General features: G+C 61.6%; 18 protein-coding genes. 1 reads left to right on the top strand and 17 read right to left on the bottom strand.

Going from position 1 to position 20,588, the window contains the following annotated elements; genetic code table 11:
• Positions 1 to 81 precede the first annotated feature (81 nt).
• The 17 genes from ACF8GF_RS20590 to rpsB form a co-directional block, all read right to left on the bottom strand.
• Positions 82 to 1,029 carry an acetyl-CoA carboxylase carboxyltransferase subunit alpha gene (locus tag ACF8GF_RS20590; RefSeq protein ID WP_014754274.1) on the bottom strand — a complete coding sequence of 316 codons (948 nt, stop codon included), beginning with the start codon at positions 1,027 to 1,029 and terminating at the stop codon, positions 82 to 84.
• A gap of 106 nt (positions 1,030 to 1,135) precedes the next feature.
• A complete protein-coding gene (gene dnaE / locus ACF8GF_RS20585) occupies positions 1,136 to 4,660 on the bottom strand; it encodes a DNA polymerase III subunit alpha (protein ID WP_209963988.1) in 3,525 nt (1,174 codons plus the stop codon).
• Between the two features lie 186 nt (positions 4,661 to 4,846).
• On the bottom strand, positions 4,847 to 5,470 hold the full coding sequence (gene rnhB, locus ACF8GF_RS20580) for a ribonuclease HII (protein ID WP_176682765.1): 624 nt from the start codon (positions 5,468 to 5,470) through the stop codon (positions 4,847 to 4,849).
• A gap of 1 nt (position 5,471) precedes the next feature.
• Positions 5,472 to 6,599: a lipid-A-disaccharide synthase gene (gene lpxB / locus ACF8GF_RS20575; RefSeq protein ID WP_392488427.1), complete on the bottom strand. Its 1,128-nt coding sequence runs from the start codon at positions 6,597 to 6,599 to the stop codon at positions 5,472 to 5,474.
• Between the two features lies 1 nt (position 6,600).
• Entirely contained in the window at positions 6,601 to 7,377 is a 777-nt protein-coding gene (gene lpxA, locus ACF8GF_RS20570; RefSeq protein WP_176682763.1) for an acyl-ACP--UDP-N-acetylglucosamine O-acyltransferase, read from the bottom strand.
• On the bottom strand, positions 7,374 to 7,814 hold the full coding sequence (fabZ, locus tag ACF8GF_RS20565) for a 3-hydroxyacyl-ACP dehydratase FabZ (protein WP_003252314.1): 441 nt from the start codon (positions 7,812 to 7,814) through the stop codon (positions 7,374 to 7,376). Before fabZ ends, lpxA begins: the two co-directional genes overlap by 4 nt.
• A gap of 114 nt (positions 7,815 to 7,928) precedes the next feature.
• The gene (gene lpxD / locus ACF8GF_RS20560) at positions 7,929 to 8,984 is read right to left on the bottom strand and encodes a UDP-3-O-(3-hydroxymyristoyl)glucosamine N-acyltransferase (protein WP_392488426.1); all 1,056 of its coding nucleotides are present in this window, start codon (positions 8,982 to 8,984) and stop codon (positions 7,929 to 7,931) included.
• Between the two features lies 1 nt (position 8,985).
• Positions 8,986 to 9,471: an OmpH family outer membrane protein gene (locus tag ACF8GF_RS20555; protein WP_218115276.1), complete on the bottom strand. Its 486-nt coding sequence runs from the start codon at positions 9,469 to 9,471 to the stop codon at positions 8,986 to 8,988.
• A gap of 62 nt (positions 9,472 to 9,533) precedes the next feature.
• Positions 9,534 to 11,894, bottom strand: a complete 2,361-nt coding sequence (gene bamA, locus ACF8GF_RS20550; protein WP_176682760.1) for an outer membrane protein assembly factor BamA — start codon at positions 11,892 to 11,894, stop codon at positions 9,534 to 9,536.
• A gap of 72 nt (positions 11,895 to 11,966) precedes the next feature.
• Entirely contained in the window at positions 11,967 to 13,319 is a 1,353-nt protein-coding gene (gene rseP / locus ACF8GF_RS20545) for an RIP metalloprotease RseP (protein ID WP_176682759.1), read from the bottom strand.
• A 68-nt stretch (positions 13,320 to 13,387) separates the two neighbouring features.
• Positions 13,388 to 14,578, bottom strand: coding sequence for a 1-deoxy-D-xylulose-5-phosphate reductoisomerase (ispC, locus tag ACF8GF_RS20540; protein WP_176682758.1), 1,191 nt, complete (start codon positions 14,576 to 14,578; stop codon positions 13,388 to 13,390).
• Positions 14,575 to 15,390, bottom strand: coding sequence for a phosphatidate cytidylyltransferase (locus ACF8GF_RS20535; protein ID WP_176682757.1), 816 nt, complete (start codon positions 15,388 to 15,390; stop codon positions 14,575 to 14,577). The genes ispC and ACF8GF_RS20535 overlap by 4 nt, the downstream gene beginning before the upstream one ends.
• Complete coding sequence (gene uppS, locus ACF8GF_RS20530) at positions 15,390 to 16,145, bottom strand: polyprenyl diphosphate synthase (RefSeq protein WP_003252299.1); 756 nt, start codon at positions 16,143 to 16,145, stop codon at positions 15,390 to 15,392. Before uppS ends, ACF8GF_RS20535 begins: the two co-directional genes overlap by 1 nt.
• 15 nt (positions 16,146 to 16,160) lie before the next feature.
• Positions 16,161 to 16,718: a ribosome recycling factor gene (gene frr / locus ACF8GF_RS20525; RefSeq protein ID WP_003252296.1), complete on the bottom strand. Its 558-nt coding sequence runs from the start codon at positions 16,716 to 16,718 to the stop codon at positions 16,161 to 16,163.
• Positions 16,715 to 17,458, bottom strand: coding sequence for a UMP kinase (gene pyrH, locus ACF8GF_RS20520; protein ID WP_003252294.1), 744 nt, complete (start codon positions 17,456 to 17,458; stop codon positions 16,715 to 16,717). The genes frr and pyrH overlap by 4 nt, the downstream gene beginning before the upstream one ends.
• A gap of 181 nt (positions 17,459 to 17,639) precedes the next feature.
• Positions 17,640 to 18,503 carry a translation elongation factor Ts gene (gene tsf, locus ACF8GF_RS20515; protein ID WP_003252290.1) on the bottom strand — a complete coding sequence of 288 codons (864 nt, stop codon included), beginning with the start codon at positions 18,501 to 18,503 and terminating at the stop codon, positions 17,640 to 17,642.
• A 185-nt stretch (positions 18,504 to 18,688) separates the two neighbouring features.
• The gene (rpsB, locus tag ACF8GF_RS20510) at positions 18,689 to 19,426 is read right to left on the bottom strand and encodes a 30S ribosomal protein S2 (RefSeq protein WP_003252287.1); all 738 of its coding nucleotides are present in this window, start codon (positions 19,424 to 19,426) and stop codon (positions 18,689 to 18,691) included.
• Between the two features lie 346 nt (positions 19,427 to 19,772).
• Here rpsB and map point away from each other — a divergent pair, with 346 nt between their 5' ends.
• Positions 19,773 to 20,555, top strand: coding sequence for a type I methionyl aminopeptidase (map, locus tag ACF8GF_RS20505; RefSeq protein WP_003252286.1), 783 nt, complete (start codon positions 19,773 to 19,775; stop codon positions 20,553 to 20,555).
• Positions 20,556 to 20,588 lie beyond the last annotated feature (33 nt).

Genomic DNA, 20,588 nt, shown 5'->3' with positions numbered 1-20,588 from the left:
AGCGGGTCTACCCGCGAACACCAGCGAAGCCGGTGCCGTCAATCACAAGGGCCACAAAACGGCCCCCGGGGCAAATCAGAATCAGAGGCCGTAGCTCATCAGGCGCTCGTAGCGACGGGCCAGCAGCGCGTCGTTGTCGAACTTGCCGAGCATGTCCAGCTGCTGCACCAGATCGGCACGGATGCTTTCGGACATCTGGGCCGGATCACGGTGGGCGCCGCCCAGCGGCTCCTGGATGACCTTGTCGACAATGTTCAGGCTCTTCAGGCGCTCGGCGGTGATGCCCATGGCCTCGGCCGCGTCTGCTGCCTTGTCGGCGGTTTTCCACAGAATCGACGCACACCCTTCCGGCGAGATAACCGAGTAGGTGGAGTACTGCAGCATGTTCAGTTGGTCGCACACGCCAATGGCCAGTGCCCCACCGGAACCACCCTCACCAATCACGGTCGCGATGATCGGGGTTTTCAGGCGTGCCATGACCCGCAGGTTCCAGGCAATGGCTTCACTCTGGTTACGTTCTTCGGCGTCGATGCCCGGGTAGGCGCCCGGCGTGTCGATGAAGGTCAGGATCGGCATCTTGAAGCGTTCGGCCATTTCCATCAGGCGACAGGCCTTGCGGTAGCCTTCCGGGCGCGGCATGCCGAAGTTGCGACGCACTTTCTCGCGCACTTCACGGCCCTTCTGGTGGCCAATGACCATGACCGGCTTGCCGTCCAGACGCGCAGTACCACCCACGATGGCGGCGTCGTCAGAGAAGTGACGGTCCCCGTGCAGTTCTTCGAACTCGGTGAAGATGTGCTCCAGGTAGTCCAAGGTGTAAGGACGACGCGGGTGACGGGCCAGGCGGGCGATCTGCCAGCTGGTCAGGTTGCCGAAGATGCTTTCGGTCAGGGTGTTGCTCTTGTCTTGCAGACGGGCAATTTCATCGCTGATGTTCAGCGAGTTGTCGTTACCCACCAGGCGCAGGCCTTCGATCTTGGCTTGCAGGTCGGCAATCGGCTGTTCGAAATCGAGGAAATTCGGGTTCATAGTCATCCGTCTTGGGTCTACGGCCAGGCGGCCGGCCGGTTGATCCGTTTGGCGCCATACCTTAAGGGATCAGGCGCATTCAGGTCGAGATTAAATTTTTGTCGGTTCAACGATATTGCAGGAAGACGTTCTCACGCCCGAACTGGTCACGCAGCGCCTGAATCAGGCCATCGGCCGGGTCGATCGCCCACTGCTCGCCAAACTGCAGCATGGCCTTGGCGTCGCTGCCGGTGTACTCCAGCGTGATCGGGCAAGCACCACGATGGCGGGTGATCAGCTCGCCCAGCCACTTCAGCCGGTCGCCTTTCAGTGCGTCGTGCGCCACCTTCAGGCGCAGGCTCTCGGCCAGCTTGGTGCGCGCGTCTTCCATGGTCATCACCTGCTTCACCCGCAGGCGCAAGCCCCCGGAGAAGTCGTCATTGCTGACCTCGCCTTCCACCACCACCATGGCATCGGTCTGCAGCAAGGACTGTGCCGCCATGAAGGCATCGGCAAACAGCGATGCCTCGATCCGCCCGGAACGGTCATCCAGGGTGACGAAGCCCATCTTGTCGCCCTTCTTGTTCTTCATCACCCGCAGGGCAATGATCATGCCGGCGATGGTCTGGGTTTCGCGCGACGGCTTGAGGTCGACGATGCGCTGGCGGGCGAAGCGGCGAATCTCGGCCTCGTACTCGTCGATCGGGTGGCCGGTCAGGTACAGGCCCAGGGTGTCTTTCTCTCCCTTCAGACGCTCCTTGAGGGTGAGCTCGCGCACCTTGCGATGGTTGGCGTAGACGTCGACATCTGCCGCGTCGAACATGCCGCCGAACAGGTCGACATGGCCACTGTCAGCGGTGTGCGCAGCCTGCTCGGCTGCCTTGATGGCCTCGCCCAGCGCCGACAGCAAGGTTGCCCGGTTGATGTCGATATTGGCGTGGTAGGCCTTGATCTCGTCATGGAAGTGCGGGCCAAGGCGGTCCAGCGCGCCACTGCGCACCAGCGCATCAAGGGTACGCTTGTTGACCCGCTTGAGGTCGATGCGTTCACAGAAATCGAACAGGTCCTTGAACGGACCGCCTTGGGCACGGGCTTCGACAATCGCCTCCACCGGGCCTTCGCCGACACCCTTGATGGCGCCAAGGCCGTAGACGATCCGGCCGTCGTTGTTGACGGTGAACTTGAAGTCCGAGAAGTTCACGTCCGGCGCGTCGAGGCGCAGCTTCATGCTGCGCACCTCCTCCACCAGCACCACCACCTTGTCGGTGTTGTGCATATCCGCCGACAGGACCGCAGCCATGAACGGCGCCGGGTAGTGGGTTTTCAGCCAGGCGGTCTGGTACGACACCAGGCCATAGGCGGCGGAGTGGGATTTGTTGAAGCCGTAGCCAGCGAACTTTTCTACCAGGTCGAAGATGTTACCGGCGAGGTCCGCATCGATATTGTTGGCCACGCAACCTTCGATGAAACCACCGCGCTGCTTGGCCATCTCCTCGGGCTTTTTCTTACCCATGGCCCGACGCAGCATGTCGGCGCCACCCAGGGTATAACCTGCCATCACCTGGGCGATCTGCATCACCTGTTCCTGGTACAGGATGATGCCGTAGGTCGGCGCCAGTACTGGCTTGAGGCCTTCGTACTGGTAGTCGGAGTGCGGGTAGGCCAGTTCGGCGCGGCCGTGCTTGCGGTTGATGAAGTCGTCCACCATGCCCGATTGCAGCGGGCCCGGGCGGAACAGCGCAACCAGTGCGATCAGGTCTTCCAGGCAGTCGGGCTTGAGCTTCTTGATCAGCTCCTTCATGCCGCGCGATTCAAGCTGGAACACCGCCGTGGTTTCGGCCTTCTGCAGCAACTCGTAGGTCTTGCGGTCGTCCAGCGGGATGAAGTCGATGTTGAGGTCGGGCAGGTTCTTCTTGGCCTGCTCGCGGTTGATGATCTCCATCGCCCACTTGATGATGGTCAAGGTACGCAGGCCGAGGAAGTCGAACTTCACCAGGCCGGCGGCCTCGACGTCATCCTTGTCGAACTGGGTTACCAGGCCACCACCCTCTTCATCACAGGCGATCGGCGAAAAGTCGGTGAGCTTGGTCGGTGCGATAACCACACCACCGGCGTGCTTGCCGGTGCCCCGGGTCACACCCTCCAGCTTCAGGGCCATGTCCCAGATTTCACGGGCGTCTTCGTCGCCCTTGAGGAAGTCACGCAGGATCTCTTCCTGCTCGTAGGCCTTCTCCAGGGTCATGCCCACTTCGAAGGGGATCATCTTCGACAGGCGGTCGGCCAGGCCATAGGATTTGCCTTGCACCCGCGCCACGTCACGCACCACCGCCTTGGCGGCCATGGTACCGAAGGTGATGATCTGGCTCACCGCATTACGGCCGTAGGCCTCGGCTACGTAGTCGATCACCCGGTCACGGCCGTCCATGCAGAAGTCGACGTCGAAGTCGGGCATGGAAACACGTTCAGGGTTGAGGAAGCGCTCGAACAGCAGGTCGTAGGCCAGCGGGTCGAGGTCGGTGATCTTCAGTACATAGGCCACCAGCGAGCCAGCACCCGAGCCGCGGCCCGGGCCAACCGGTACATCGTTGTTCTTGGCCCACTTGATGAAGTCCATAACAATCAGGAAGTAACCGGGGAAGCCCATCTGGATGATGATGTCCAGTTCAAACTTCAGGCGATCCAGGTAGACCTGACGCTTTTCTTCATAATTGGGCGTGGTCTCTTTCGGCCACAGCACCGCCAGGCGCTCTTCCAGGCCTTCGTGGGACACATGCCGCAGGTAGTCGTCGATGCCCATGCCGTTGGGCGTGGGGAAGTCAGGCAGGAAGTACTTGCCCAGCTGCACCTGGATGTTGCAGCGCTTGGCGATCTCGACGGTGTTGGCGATGGCGTCGGGCAGGTCACTGAACAGCTCGGCCATTTCCTCGGCCGACTTCAGGTACTGCTGGTCGCTGTAGCAACGCGGACGGCGCGGGTCGTCGAGGGTCCATCCCTCGCCAATGCATACGCGGGTTTCGTGGGCGTCGAAGTCCGTTTGCTTGATGAAACGCACGTCGTTGGTAGCCACCAGCGGGGCGCCAAGCTTGTCGGCCAACGCCACCGCCGCGTGCACGTATTCTTCGTCGCGTGCCCGATTGGTGCGCTGCACTTCAACGTAGAAGCGCTCGGGGAACATGCCCATCCAGTCTTGAAGTAGCGCTTCGGCTTCATCTTGCCGCCCAGCCAGCAAGGCCATGCCGATGTCGCCTTCCTTACCCGCGGACAGGGCAATCAGGCCCTCGCTGGCCGGCGCGATCCATTCACGCTGGAGGATGACCAGGCCATTGCGCTGGCCATCGGTCCAGCCGCGCGAGATCAGTTCGGTAAGGTTGCGATAGCCCTTGGGGTCCATGGCCAGGAAGCAGATGCGCGACAGCGGGGCTTCCGGGTCGGCGCCGGCCAGCCACAGGTCGGCACCGCAGATCGGTTTGATACCGGCGCCCATGGCAGTCTTGTAGAACTTCACCAGCGAGCACATGTTGCTCTGATCGGTGATGGCGACCGCCGGCATGTTCATCCCGGTCAGTGCCTTGGCCAGCGGCTTGATCCGCACCAGGCCGTCAACCAGCGAGAATTCAGAGTGGACGCGCAGGTGAACGAAGGAAACCGACATGGAAGATCCTGTAGCAGTGCTTAACGACAAGGGCGGGATTGTAGCCTAACTAGGGGCTTTTTTTGGGGCTGCTTTGCAGCCCTTCGCGGGCACGCCCGCTCCCACAGGTACGGCCCCGCTGCTCAGACCGATGAATCCTGTGGGAGCGGGCGTGCCCGCGAAGGGCCGCAAAGCGGCCCCAATAGGTCAGATCAGGGAATCGGTGACGCCTTCGCGCGCTTCCCAGGCCGCCCGCACAGGGGCGAAGGATCGCCGATGAATGGGCGTAGGCCCAAGGCGCGCCAAGGCCTCGAGATGCACCGGGGTCGGGTAGCCCTTGTGCCCGCCAATGCCATACCCCGGGTAGATCAGTTCGAAGGCGCTCATCTCCCGATCACGGGTCACCTTGGCCAGGATCGATGCCGCTGCAATGGCCGGCACCTGGCTATCCCCCTTGACCACCGGTGCGGCCGGCACAGCCAGCTTCGGGCAGCGATTGCCATCGATCAGGGCCAGCTTCGGCGTAATGTGCAAGCCCTCCACTGCCCGCTGCATGGCCAGCATGGTGGCCTGCAGGATGTTCAGGCTGTCGATTTCCTCGACCTCGGCGCGGGCGATGCAGAAGCTCAAGGCCTTTTCGCAGATCTCGTCGAACAGCGCCTCACGCTTGGCTTCGGTGAGCTTCTTCGAGTCGTTCAGACCGAGAATCGGCCGCGCAGGATCAAGAATCACCGCCGCCGTGACCACCGCGCCACACAGCGGGCCACGGCCCACTTCGTCAACGCCGGCGACCAGGTCTTCTACCAGGTTGAAGTCCAGTCCAATTTGCATGTCAGCGGTCCTTGAGCAGGGCCAGTACCGCCTCGGCCGCCTGATTGGAGGCGTCACGGCGCAGGGTGCGGTGAATTTCGTCGAAACGTTCGGTCTGCTGGCTTCCATCGCGTACCAGCGGCGCCAAGGTGTTGGCCAGCGCTTCGCTGGTAGCGTCGTCTTGCAGCAACTCGGGCACCAGCTCTCGCTGGGCCAGCAGGTTCGGCAATGACACGTAAGGGCTTTTCACCAGACGCTTGAGAATCCAGTAGGTCAAGGGCGCAAGGCGGTACGCCACCACCATCGGCCGCTTGTACAGCAGCGCCTCGAGGGTGGCGGTGCCCGAGGCGATCAGCACCGCGTCACAGGCCGCGAGGGCTTGGTGCGACTGGCCATCGAGCAGGGTCAGCGGCAGTTGGCGCCCTTCCAGCATCTGCTCGATCTGGGCACGCCGCGTGGCGTTGGCGCAGGGCAACACGAAGCGCACACCCGGCACTTGTTGGCAGAGGCGCTCGGCGGCGTCGAGGAATAACGCGCCCAGGCGCCCTACTTCGCCACCCCGGCTGCCCGGCATCAGCGCCACCACAGGCCCCTCGCCCAGGCCCAGCGCGGCGCGCGCGGCCGGGCGGTCGGTTTCAAGCGGGATGGTGTCTGCCAGCGGGTGGCCGACAAAACGCACTGGCACACCCTGCTCTTCGTAGAACCGCGCCTCGAACGGCAGCAGCGTCAGCATCAGGTCGCAGCCTTCGCGAATCTTCAGCACGCGCTTCTGCCGCCAGGCCCACACTGACGGGCTGACATAGTGGACGGTCTTGATCCCGGCCTGACGCAGCTTCAGCTCGATATTGAGGGTGAAGTCAGGGGCGTCGATGCCGATGAATACGTCGGGCTTTTCTTCGATCAGGGTCTGGATCAGCAACTTGCGGCGCTTGAGCAGCTCACGCAGGCGCCCCAACACCTCGACCAGCCCCATGACGGCGAGACGTTCCATGGGGAAATAGGATTGCAGGCCTTCGGCCTCCATCAAAGGCCCGCCAACCCCGATGAAACGTACGTCGGGGTGGCGCGCCTTCAGGGCACGCATCAAGCCTGAACCAAGAATATCGCCACTGGCCTCACCGGCGACCAGCGCTACGCAAAGCTGGGCCATATCAGCGTGTGATGCCGCGAGCGGAGCTCAGGATCGACTGACGGAACAGCTCGACCTCGGGGTGCTGCGCAGCGGGTTCGGCCAGCTCCTTGAGCGCGTCTTCTACGGTCAGGCCCTGACGGTAGACAATCTTGTAGCAACGACGCAGCACATGGATCACCTCGTCGCTGAAACCGCGGCGGCGCATGCCCTCGAAGTTCATGCTGCGGGCTTCGGCCGGGCTGCCGAACACGGTCACGAAGGCCGGAACGTCCTTGCCAATCGCCGTGCCCATACCGGAAAACGCGTGGGCGCCAATGTGGCAGTACTGGTGAACCAGGGTGTAACCGGACAGGATCGCCCAGTCACCCACATGTACATGACCTGCCAGCGCCGTGTTGTTGACCAGGATGCAGTGGTTGCCGATGACACTGTCGTGGCCAATGTGGGCATAGGCCATGATCAGGTTGTGGTCACCCACGGTGGTTTCCGCGCGATCCTGAACAGTACCGCGGTGGATGGTCACCCCTTCGCGAATGACATTGTGATCGCCGATCACCAGGCGCGTCGGCTCACCCTTGTACTTAAGGTCCGGGGTGTCTTCACCGATGGAAGAGAACTGGAAGATACGGTTGTGCTTGCCGATGCGGGTCGGGCCTTTAAGCACAACATGCGGGCCGATAACGGTGCCCTCCCCGATTTCCACATCAGGGCCAACGATCGACCAAGGGCCGACCTCGACGCCGTCGGCCAGCTTGGCCGACGGATCGATAATGGCCCGAGGATCAATCGAATTCATAGGGAGCGTTCCGCGCAGGTGATTTCTGCCGAGCAGACCGGCTTGCCGTCGACCAGGGCGCGGCACTCGAACTTCCAGATCATGCTTTTACGGCTGAGGAACTTGGCTTCCAGCACAAGCTGGTCACCCGGCAGAACCGGCTGACGGAAACGCAGTTTGTCGGAACCGACAAAGTAGTACAGGGTGCCATCGGCCGGCTTGGCATCGAGCATCTTGAAACCAAGGATGCCGGCCGCCTGGGCCATGGCTTCGATGATCAGGACACCCGGCATGATCGGGTGTGCCGGGAAGTGGCCATTGAAAAACGGCTCGTTGATGCTGACATTCTTGTAGGCACGAATGCTCTGGGCCTCGAAGTCCAGATCCGTCACACGATCTACCAGCAGGAACGGGTAGCGGTGAGGCAGGTATTCGCGAATCTCGTTGATGTCCATCATTTCGGTGGGGAAGCCTGTAATAAGAATAGGGAGCGCAGGTGCTGACCACACGCTCCTTTTGCAATCCAAAGAGGAGCCAGCTAGCGACTGTTCACTCTTGCTCAGGGAATGGTATCAGCCTTCTGATGTCGGCAGGCCACCTGAGGTCACGGTATCGACGCGTTTTTCCAGCTGCTGGAGACGCTTGGCCATGTCGTCCAGGTGGCGGATACGCGCGGCGCTCTTGCGCCAGTCAGCCAGCGGCTGCATGGCAGTGCCGGAAGAATAGGCACCCGGTTCGGTGATCGAACGGGTTACCATGGTCATCCCGGACACGAAAACGTTATCACAGACATCGATATGGCCGACCATGCCGACACCGCCGGCAATGGTGCAGTGCTTGCCAATGCGCGTGCTACCGGAAATCCCGACGCAAGCGGCCATGGCCGTGTGCTCGCCGATCTGCACGTTATGGGCGATCTGGATCTGGTTGTCGAGCTTGACCCCGTCAGCGATCCGCGTGTCCGACAAAGCACCGCGGTCGACAGCAGTGTTGACGCCGATTTCCACGTCATCACCGATGGTCACGCCACCGATCTGGGCGATCTTGCGCCACACACCCTTCTCGTTGGCAAAGCCGAAACCTTCACCGCCAATCACCGCCCCCGACTGAATGACCACGCGCTTGCCGATGGTCACGTCATGGTACAGGGTGACCCGCGGTGCCAGCCAACCACCCTCGCCGATCACGCAACGCGCGCCGACCACGCAGTGTGCACCCACAGTGACATTGGCCGCGATACGCGCACCGCTTTCGATGACCGCGAACGGCCCGATGCTGGCACTGGCATCCACCTGCGCGTCCTCAGCCACCACGGCGCTGGGATGAACACCCGCCACAGCCTTGGGTTTGGGGTCGAACAGGTGGGAAATGCGTGCGTAGGCCAGGTACGGATCGGCGACGATCAGTGCATTGCCGGCAAAGCCTTCGGCATCCGCCGCCTTGAGCAGCACTGCGGCCGCCTGGCTGTCATCCAGGAATTTTCGGTACTGCGGGTTGGCGAGGAAGCTCAACTGACCGGGGCCAGCCTCCTGCAAGGTGGCCAGCCCGGTAATCTGCAGCGTCTCGGGCCCTTTGAGGGTGGCTCCGAGTGCCTCGGCCAGCTGGCCTAACGTCATGGTCACACTCATATCAACGGGCTTGGTTCATGCGCTCGATGACTTGGCGGGTGATGTCATACTGAGGTTTGACATCGATGACCGCACCACGCTCGAGGACCAGGTCGTAGCCGCCCTTCTTGATCACTGCCTCGACAGCACCATCCAGCTTCGGCTTCAGTTGCTTGAGCATGTCGCGATCAGCAACGGCCTTCGCTTCGTTCAGCTCCTTGGACTGGAACTGGAAGTCCCGGGCCTTTTGCTTGAACTCGAGCTCCAGGCGCTCACGCTCCTGCTGCTGCATCTTGTCGCCGCCCTTGATCAGGCGGTCCTGGATGCCCTTGGCACTGCTTTCCAGGTTCTTCAGCTTGGTCAGTTGCGGACCGAATTTCTTCTCGGCATCAACCGCATACTTCTTGGCGGCATCCGACTCGAGCAGGGCCATCTGGTAGTTCAGGACGGCAACCTTCATTTCGGCGAAAGCCGGGGTGGCGACCAGCGCCGCGGCCACTACGGCCATTTGAGCCAATTTACGCACGATGCACTCCTGGATAAACCGTTGTCGTTAAGCAAGGGCCGACCTTAGAAGGTCTGGCCCAGAGAGAATTGGAACACCTGGGTATCGGCATCGTCCGGCTTCTTGACCGGCATTGCCAGGCTGAAGCTCAACGGGCCCAGTGCGGTAATCCAGGTCACGCCCAGGCCGACCGAACTGGCCATGCCCGAGAACCCGACCTTCTCGCAATCAGGTTTGTTGCCGCAATTGGTGTCGAACACGTTACCCACGTCCCAGAACACGGAGGTGCGCAGTGAACGCTGGTCCTTGACGAACGGCAGCGGGAACAGCAGCTCGGCGCCGCCTTGCACCAGCACGTTACCACCAAACGGCAACGGATCCTGATCCGGGTCGCGGATAGTGCCCGGCTTGCCGCCGTCGGCCTCGCCGCGACTAGGCGTACTGCGTGGGCCCAGGCTGCTGTCCTTGAAGCCACGGACAGAGTTGAAACCGCCCGCGAAATAGTTCTCGTAGAACGGCAGGCCGGAGGTGCTGCCGTAACCATCACCATAGCCCAGCTCGGTATGCAGGCGCAGGGTGTAGTCGTTGGTGATCGGCTTGAACAGCTGGCCACGGTAGTCAAGCTTGAAGAACGACAGGTCGCTGCCCGGAACAGTGGACTCCAGGGTCAGGCTTTGCGAGTGGCCACGGGTGGCCAACACGCCTTTGTTCAGGGTCGACTCGGACCAGCCGATCGAGGCCTTGAAGTTCAGGAAGTTGTCACCTTCCTGCTCGAGGAAGTCGAAGATCTCGTCAACGGTGTACTTGCCGGTCTTGATCTTGTCCTGCTGCACGCTCAGGCCGTAGGTCAGGCGCGAGGTCTCGCTGATCGGATAGCCCAGGCTGACGCCCGCACCGTAGCTGTCCACCGCATAGCTGGCAACGTCGACGTCGAGGTCGTCGTAATCGGTGCTGCGGTAGAAGGCGTTGTAGCCCAGGCTGACGCCATCGGCAGTGAAGTAGGGATCAACGAAGCCGAAGTTGTAGCGGGTCTGGTATTCCGAGCGGGTCAGGCCGACGGACACTTTGTTACCGGTACCGAGGAAGTTGCTCTGGCTGATCGAGCCACCGAGGATCAGGCCGGCGCTCTGGGCGAAACCGACGCTGGCGGTGATCGAACCGGAGGCCTGCTCTTCGACGCTGTAGTTCACGTCCACCTGGTCGTCGGTGCCAGGTACCTGAGGGGTCTCGACGTTGACTTCCTTGAAGTAACCCAGCCGCTCCAGACGGGTCTTGGACTGGTCGATCAGGTAGGTCGAAGCCCAGCCACCTTCCATCTGGCGCATTTCGCGGCGCAGCACTTCGTCTTCGGTCTTGGTGTTGCCGCGGTAGTTGATGCGGTTGACGTAGGCACGCTTGCCCGGGTCGACCACGAACATGATGTCGACCGTGTGGTCCTGGTCGTTCGGCTGTGGCACACCGTTGACGTTGGCAAAGGTGTAGCCTTCGTTACCCAAGCGACGGGTGATCAGCTCGGATGTGCTGGTCATCACCTTGCGCGAGAATACCTGGCCCGGCTGCACCAGCAGCAGCGACTTGACCTGGTCTTCCGGCACCTTGAGGTCGCCGGACAGCTTCACGTCGCGAACGGTGTATTTCTCGCCTTCGTTGATGTTGACGGTGATGTAGACGTGCTTCTTGTCCGGCGTGATGGACACCTGGGTGGAGGCGATGTCCATGTTGATGTAGCCGCGGTCCAGGTAATAGGAACGCAGACGCTCCAGGTCACCGGAGAGTTTTTCACGGGCGTACTTGTCGTCGTTCTTGAAGAACGACAGCCAGTTGGTGGTCTTCAGCTCGAACAGCTGCCCCAGGGTCTCATCATCGAATACGTTGTTGCCAACGACGTTGATGTGCTGGATGGCGGCGACGGTGCCTTCGTTGATCTTGATCTTCAGCGCCACGCGGTTGCGCGGCTGCGGCACCACTTCGGCGTCTACCTCGGCCGAGTAGCGCCCCTGGGCCACGTACTGGCGCTGCAGCTCGTTACGCACGCCTTCGAGGGTGGCACGCTGGAAGATCTCGCCTTCGGCCAGGCCCGATTGCTTCAGGCCCTTCATCAGGTCTTCGGTGCTGATCGCCTTGTTGCCTTCAATCTCGATGCTCGACACCGACGGGCGCTCGACCACGTTGATGATCAGCACATTGCCATCACGGCTCAACTGGATGTCCTGGAAGAACCCGGTCTTGAACAAGGAACGAGTCGAGTCCACCAGGCGGCGGTCGTCGGCCTGGTCACCAACGTTCAGCGGCAAGGCACCGAACACACTGCCGGCGGAAACCCGCTGCAGGCCGTTGACGCGAATATCGGAGATGGTGAAGGACTCGGCGTGAACTTCAGCGATCATCAGTGCGGACATGACCGCAGTTAGCAGCAGACGTTTCATGAAGTCCTTTTATTCCAACTGGCAATAAACAACCTGCCGTCACAAACGGCAGGTTCGCAATTGAGCGAAGCTTTATAGTCGACCCAGATCGTTGATCAGGGCGAGCAACATCACCCCTATGACCAAACTGATACCGATCTGAACCCCCCAACCTTGCACCCGATCCGACAGCGGACGACCGCGCGCCCACTCGACCAGGTAAAACAGCAAATGCCCCCCATCCAGTACGGGTATGGGCAGCAGGTTAAGAACCCCCAGGCTTATGCTCAGGTAGGCCAGGAAATTCAGGAAATCCCCCACGCCGGACTGGGCTGAAGCGCCCGCCACTTTAGCAATGGTTATCGGTCCACTCAAGTTTTTTACCGAGAGCTCCCCGAACAGCATTTTCTTCAGCGATTCAAGGGTCAGGACGCTCATGCTCCAGGTACGCGACAAGCTCTCACCCACCGCATCCAGCGGGCCGTAGCTGACTTCGCGGAGCATGTTGGCAGGCCATTCGCCACCTTTGACGCCAGCACCAAGATAGCCACCGACTGCCTTGCCCTCACCCTTGCGGGCCAGGGTCACCGGCAGCTCCAGGGCAGCTCCATCGCGCTCCACTCGCACCACTACCTTGGCATCAGGGCGGGCGCGCACGCGGTCGACAACCTGCTGCCATTCGGTCACCGCCACATCATCCAGAGCCAGCAGCTTGTCACCGGTTTTCAGGCCAGCAGCGGCAGCCGGCCCCTTCGGGTCGATCTCGGCCAGCACCGGGGTGATCGCCGGGCGCCAGGGGCGCAGCCCCAGGGATTGAATCGGGTCCGGCTCGTCGGCGCCCTTGAGCCAGCTGTCCAGCTTGACCTGCAACTGGCGCTCGGCGCTGGCACCCTCATCGCGCACGCCAATCTGCAAGGTACCGCTCTCACCCAGACGACGAACCAACTGCAGGTTGACCGCCGACCAACCGTTGGTCGGCTTACCGTCGACAGAGACGATTTCCTGACCCGCGGTCAGCCCGGCCGATGCTGCCAGGCTGCCACTGTCGACCGCACCGATAACCGGGCGGATTTGCTGGGTACCCAGCATCGCCAGTACCCAGAAAAACAGGATAGCGAGCAGAAAATTGGCGATCGGGCCTGCCGCGACAATCGCAATACGCTGGCGCACCGACTTGCGGTTGAACGACTGCCCGGCCAGCGCTGGCGGCACATCGCCTTCGCGCTCGTCGAGCATCTTGACGTAGCCACCCAGAGGAATGGCCGCAACAACGAACTCGGTGCCGTGGCGGTCATGCCACCGCAGCAGCGGCGTGCCGAAACCCACCGAAAAACGCAGCACCTTGACGCCGCAGCGGCGCGCCACCCAGAAGTGACCGAATTCGTGGAAAGTGACCAGCACACCCAGAGCCACGAGGGTGCCGATAATCATGTAGAGCGCTGTCATGTCCATCTCCGAATGATGTTCAGCGGGCTGGCATCCCCAGCCCCCTCACGAACCTTGGCGGGCCTGCATCAGCGGCCGTGACGCCTCAGCCACTCTCGGGAAAGCTCCCGGGCACGCTGATCGGCGGCAAATACCGCATCCAGCGACGGCAACGGTACGACGGGTTCCTGGTCGAGTACCTGTTCGATCATACCCGCGATCTCCGGGAAGCGGATGCGCCGTTCAAGAAATGCCTGGACCGCCACTTCGTTGGCTGCATTGAGCACCGCTGGCGCACTGTTGCCAGCCTCGGCAGCCTGCCGCGCAAGGCGCAGGCAAGGGAAGCGTTGTTCGTCGGGCGCCTGGAAATCCAGACGGGCGATGGCGAACAGGTCCAGGGGGGCGACCCCGGAATCGATCCGTTCCGGCCAAGCCAACGCGTTGGCGATCGGCGTACGCATGTCCGGGTTGCCCAACTGCGCGAGCACCGAACCGTCCACGTAGTCGACCAGCGAGTGGATCACGCTTTGCGGGTGCACCACCACCTCAACCTTGGACGGCGCGGCATCGAACAACCAGCAGGCCTCGATCAACTCGAGGCCTTTGTTCATCATGCTGGCCGAATCCACGGAGATCTTGCGCCCCATGGACCAGTTAGGGTGAGCACAAGCTTGCTCCGGGGTCACGTCCAGCAGCGCCTCGACCGGCGTCTCGCGGAACGGCCCACCAGAAGCGGTAAGCAGGATCCGGCGCACACCGACGGCGCTCAGGCCACGGGCGTAGTCGCCTGGCATGCACTGGAAGATAGCGTTGTGTTCGCTGTCGATCGGCAGCAGCACGGCACCCTTTTGCCGCACCGCCTCCATGAACAGCGCGCCCGACATTACCAGTGCTTCCTTGTTGGCCAGCAACACCTTTTTGCCTGCCTCGACGGCCGCCAGCGTGGGGCGCAAGCCGGCAGCACCGACAATGGCTGCCATCACCGCATCCACTTCAGCGGCCGACGCCACCTGGCAAAGCCCTGCCTCGCCCTCCAGCACCTCGGTGGTACAACCAACTGCAGCCAGACTTGCACGCAACCTCACCGCCGCCTCAGTGCTCGGCACCACAGCGAATGCCGGACGATGACGCACACATAGCGCCAACAGTTCGTCGACGCGCGAATAGCCGGTGAGGGCAAACGCTTGATAACGGTCGGGATGGCGCGCGATCACATCCAGCGTGCTCAGGCCGATGGAGCCGGTCGCCCCGAGCACGGTAATACGTTGCGGGCGACTCACATCACACCCCATTCGGCAGCCCACAACAGCACCGCGAAGATCGGAATTGCCGCTGTCAGGCTGTCGATGCGGTCGAGCACACCACCGTGCCCAGGTAGCAGATTGCTGCTGTCCTTGATGCCGGAGCGACGCTTGAACATGCTCTCGGTCAGGTCACCGACCACCGAGGACATCACCAGCAACGCAGCGCCCAGCAGGCCCAGCAGGATCTGACCAAAGCCCCAGTCGCGACTGATGCCGACACCCAAGGTGATAAACAGGCTGACTGCCAGCCCACCATACACACCTTCCCAGCTCTTGCCCGGGCTGACCTGCGGGGCCAGCTTGCGCTTGCCGAACGCCCGGCCAGAGAAGTACGCACCGATGTCGGCGGCCCACACCAGCACCATGACGGACAGGATCAGCCAGTTCCCCAGGGGCCAGTGCTTGAGGAGCACCAGTCCCTGCCAGGCCGGCAACAGCACCAGCAGGCCGATCAACAGCCGACAGGCAGCACTGACCCACAGCTCGCTGCTGCGCGGATAGGTAAGCACCAGCCAGGTAGCCAGCCCCCACCAGATAACCGCAGCGCCCAGCACCCAGGGCGCCAGCTCCGGAAGGATGTACAGCAGCATCAGCGCTCCGGCGACCACCGCTGCATAGGCAATGCGCAGCGGCTGGGCCATCAGCCCGGCAAGGCGCGCCCACTCCCAGGCACCGAGGGTCACTACGAATCCGATGAACAGGGCGAAGTCCCCGCCATTGAGCAGGAAGAAACCACCCAGCGCGACCGGCAACAGGATCAGCGCAGTAATGATGCGTTGTTTAAGCATTAAGCACGAGCTCCAGCCTCGACCTGCTCGCTGGTCTTACCGAAGCGGCGCTGGCGCGAAGCGAAATCGGCCAGGGCATTGCGCATGGCCTCGTGTTTGAAGTCCGGCCAGTAGAGGTCGGAGAAGTACAACTCGGCATAGGCCAGTTGCCACAGCAGGAAATTGCTGATGCGATGCTCGCCACCGGTGCGAATGCAAAGATCCGGCAACGGCAGCTCGCCGGTTGCCAGACAGGTCTGCAGCAGACCCGGGGTGATGTCTTCCGGGCGCAGGTGCCCGGCCTGCACTTCCCGCGCCAACCGCTGGGCAGCCTGGGCAATGTCCCACTGGCCACCGTAGTTGGCTGCTATCTGCAGAATGAAGCGGTTGTTGCCAGCGGTCACTGCCTCGGCCTCGCGCATGGCGGCCTGCAGCTCAGGATGAAAACGCGAACGGTCGCCGATGATGCGCAGGCTGATATTGTTCTCGTCAAGGCGCTTGGCCTCACGGCGCAGCGCCGAGAAGAACAGCTCCATCAGCGCCCCGACCTCTTCGGCAGGGCGCTGCCAGTTCTCGCTGGAGAAGGCGAACAGGGTCAGCACCTCGACCCCGGACTTGGCACAGACTTCGATGACCGCGCGAACGGCATCCACACCCGCCTTGTGCCCGGCCACGCCGGGCAGCAGGCGTTTTTTCGCCCAGCGGTTGTTGCCATCCATGATGATCGCGACATGACGCGGCACCGAGGACGGCGCCGCTGGCTTGGTCTTTTCCATTAAAAAACCCCGGCCTTAAACGGCCATCAGGTCCTTTTCCTTGGCTTTGAAGGCAGCATCCACTTCGGCGACGAACTTGTCGGTCAGCTTCTGGATCTCGTCAGCGGCGCGACGTTCTTCGTCTTCGCTGATTTCCTTGTCCTTGGTCAGTTTTTTCAGGTCAGCCAGGGCGTCGCGGCGCACGTTGCGCACGGCTACCTTGGCATCCTCGGCAACACCGCTGGCCTGCTTGGTGTAGCCCTTGCGGGTTTCCTCGGTCAGGGCCGGCATCGGTACTCGGATGGTGGTACCGGCGCTGGACGGGTTAAGGCCCAGATCGGAGGTGAGGATGGCCTTTTCGATGGCAGCGCTGAGGTTCTTGTCGTGAGCGACGATCTTCAGGGTGCGCGCATCTTCGACGGTGATCGCGGCGACCTGGTTCAGCGGCATTTCGCTACCCCAGGCGGTAACCTTGACGCTGTCCAGGATGCTTGGGTGAGCGCGACCGGTGCGGATTGCAGCCAGGTTGCGGGACAGGGCTTCGATGGACTTGCCCATGCGCTCCTGCGCGTCTTTCTTGATGTCGTTGATCATGCTTGGCCTTCCTCGATCAGTGTGCCTTCAGCGCCACCCACCACGATGTTCAGCAGGGCGCCAGGCTTGTTCATGTTGAATACCCGCAATGGCATCTTGTGGTCACGGCACAGGCAGATTGCGGTCAGGTCCATCACACCCAGCTTGCGATCCAGAACCTCATCGTAGGTCAGGTGATCGAATTTCTCGGCGTGCGGGTCCTTGAATGGATCGGCAGTGTACACGCCATCGACCTTGGTCGCCTTCAGCACCACGTCGGCATCGATTTCGATGGCGCGCAGGCAGGCCGCGGAGTCGGTGGTGAAGAACGGGTTGCCGGTACCGGCGGAGAAAATTACCACATCCCCGGAGTTGAGGTGACGAATAGCTTTGCGGCGATCGTAATGATCGGTGACACCCACCATGGAAATGGCCGACATGACCAGCGCCGGGATGTTCGAGCGCTCCAGCGCATCGCGCATGGCCAGGCCGTTCATCACGGTAGCAAGCATGCCCATGTGGTCACCCGTGACGCGGTCCATGCCGGCTGCGCTGAGCGCGGCGCCGCGGAACAGGTTGCCGCCACCGATGACCAGGCCGACCTGTACACCGATCCCTACCAGCTGGCCAACTTCAAGCGCCATGCGATCCAGCACTTTCGGGTCGATCCCGAAGTCTTCCGAGCCCATCAGGGCCTCGCCGCTAAGTTTGAGCAAAATGCGTTTATAGCGAGGTTGGCGACCACTCACCTGCTGAGCCATTGCGAGTCTCTCCTGCGGCGTACTTTTAGAAAATTCGTGCGGGCTGTTTGCAGCCTGCTAACTGTAGCGTGGCACCGCTTCGGTGCCAGCGAAGAGGGAGTCGTATAAACCCCTCCCCGTTTTGACAAAGAGGCTGCGCGCGTGAGCGGGCAGCCTCTTTGGGGCGACAGACGGGGCTGTCTTACTGCTTGGCAGCAGCTACCTGAGCGGCAACTTCAGCAGCGAAGTCGTCGACTGGCTTCTCGATGCCTTCGCCTACCTTGAAGTAGGTGAAGGAAACGATTTCAGCACCGGCTTTCTTGGCCAGCTCGCCAACCTTGACTTCCGGGTTCATGACGAAAGCTTGCTCTTTCAGCGAGGCTTCTGCCTTGAACTTGGTGATACGACCGTTGATCATGTTCTCAACGATGTTTTCCGGCTTGCCGGCGATCTTGTCGGCGTTCAGCTGCAGGAAGACATTCTTCTCGCGCTCGATGGCCTCGGCGGAGATTTCCGACGAATCCAGGAACTCAGGGTTCGAAGCTGCGACGTGCATGGCGATGTTCTTCGCCAGCTCCACGTCACCGCCTTTCAGAACGACGACAGCGCCGATCTTGTTGCCGTGCAGGTAGGCACCGACAACGTCACCCTCAACGCGCACCAGGCGACGGATGTTGACGTTCTCGCCGCACTTGGCAACCAGGGCTTCACGAGCAGCTTCACGCGAGGCGATCAGCGGAGCGGCGTCGGTCAGCTTCTGGGCGAAGGCTTCTTCGAGGCTTTCGGCCACGAAGTTCTTGAAGTCGTCTTGCAGGGCCAGGAAGTCGGTCTGCGAGTTCACTTCCAGCAGGACGGCGGATGTACCGTCGGTCTTGACGGCGATAGCGCCTTCAGCAGCGACGTTGCCAGCCTTTTTGGCGGCCTTGATGGCGCCCGAGGCACGCATGTCGTCAATGGCTTTCTCGATGTCGCCGCCGGCCTTTTCCAGGGCCTTTTTGCAATCCATCATGCCTTCGCCGGTACGCTCGCGCAGTTCTTTTACCAGCGCTGCAGTAATTGCTGCCATTTCAAAATCCTCTTGGAAAGTTTTTCAACCATTCCACCCGTCAATCACGGGCGTTCAATTCTGCAAATCCGCTGCTTTCATTTCAGCAGGCCCATGATGCGGGGCCGATGCTGACAGCAGGATTTCAAGGTGGCAAAAAGGGGGCAAAGCCCCCTTTTTGCGTGCCAAGTAGACGCTAGCGCCTATTACTCAGCAGCAGGTGCAGCCGCTTCTTCAGCGTAAACTTCGGTGCCGCCGGCAACGTTGTTGCGGCCGCGGATGACTGCGTCAGCCATCGAAGTCATGTACAGCTCGATAGCGCGAATGGCGTCATCGTTACCTGGGATGATGTAGTCAACACCTTCCGGGCTGCTGTTGGTATCGACAACGCCGATAACCGGGATACCCAGCTTGTTGGCTTCGGTGATCGCGATGCGCTCGTGATCAACGTCGATAACGAACAGAGCGTCTGGCAGACCGCCCATGTCCTTGATGCCACCCAGGCTGCGATCCAGTTTTTCCAGGTCGCGGGAGCGCATCAGGGCTTCTTTCTTGGTCAGCTTGGCGAAAGTGCCGTCTTCGGCCTGGGTTTCCAGGTCGCGCAGACGCTTGATCGAAGCGCGGATGGTCTTGTAGTTGGTCAGCATGCCGCCCAACCAACGGTGGTCAACGTACGGCGAACCGCAACGAGCTGCTTGCTCGGCAACGATCTTGCCGGCGGAACGCTTGGTGCCGACGAACAGGATCTTGTTCTTGCCCTGGGCCAGGCGCTCTACGAACGACAGAGCGTCGTTGAACATTGGCAGGGTTTTTTCCAGGTTGACGATGTGGATCTTGTTACGCGCGCCGAAAATGTACTTGCCCATTTTCGGGTTCCAGTAACGGGTCTGGTGGCCGAAGTGCACACCGGCCTTCAGCATATCGCGCATGTTGACTTGGGACATGATAGTTCCTTGATAAGTCGGGTTGGGCCTCCACGTATCCCAATGACCAACCCGCGAATTCTGCAACTCGGGGCACCCAGGTCATCGTGTCGACACGTGTGTGGGTTAAGTGCTGACGGGGTCGTCCCCGAAAGCGGCGCATTTTATACCACAGACCGCGAGCGAACGGAACCCGGATACTGTTGCGTCTGTCAGCACTTTTTGCAGCACCCCGGCTTTCGCGCCAGAATGCCAGCTGTAGACAACAGCATGGCCGCCTTTATCCCGACCGATCGGCGCCCTGCTCTGCTAGAATCCGGCCTTTCCCGTTTGTTCGCGCCGTGCACGGCGCCGTAGAGAGCCTGTAATGACCGTCACCATCAAGACCGCAGAAGACATCGAGAAGATGCGCATCGCTGGCCGCCTGGCCGCCGAAGTGCTGGAAATGATCGAAGAGCACGTCAAGCCCGGTGTCACCACCGAAGAGCTCGACCGCCTGTGCCACGACTATATCGTCAACGTCCAGCAGGCCATTCCGGCACCGCTCAACTACAAGGGCTACCCGAAGTCGATCTGCACCTCGATCAACCATGTGGTCTGCCACGGCATCCCCAACGACAAGCCGCTCAAGGACGGTGACACGCTCAATATCGATGTCACCGTGATCAAGGACGGCTACCACGGCGACACCAGCCGCATGTTCCACGTCGGTAACGTGCCGGTCTGGGCCGAGCGCCTGTCCAAGGTCACCCAGGAATGCATGTACAAGGCCATCGAACTGGTCAAGCCGGGCTGCCGCCTGGGCGACATCGGTGAAGTGATCCAGAAGCACGCGGAAAAGAACGGTTTCTCGGTGGTGCGCGAGTTCTGCGGTCATGGCATTGGCAAGGTGTTCCACGAAGAGCCACAGATCCTCCACTACGGCCGCGCTGGCACGGGCATGGAGCTGAAGGAAGGCATGACCTTCACCATCGAGCCGATGATCAACCAGGGCAAGGCCGACACCAAGGTGCTGGGCGACGGCTGGACCGCCATCACCAAGGACCGCAAGCTCTCGGCCCAGTGGGAACACACCCTGGTGGTGACCGCGACCGGCTACGAAATCTTCACCCTGCGCAAGGACGACACCATCCCGCGCACTTCGGCCTGACCGCACCCCGACAGGCCACCCCACGACAGGAAC

This window comes from Pseudomonas sp. yb_5 (genome assembly GCF_043103865.1).
In the GTDB taxonomy this organism is placed as follows: domain Bacteria; phylum Pseudomonadota; class Gammaproteobacteria; order Pseudomonadales; family Pseudomonadaceae; genus Aquipseudomonas; species Aquipseudomonas putida_Y.
Note: the sequence above shows the minus strand (reverse complement) of the source record. Positions and strands in the feature narration are given on the sequence as shown.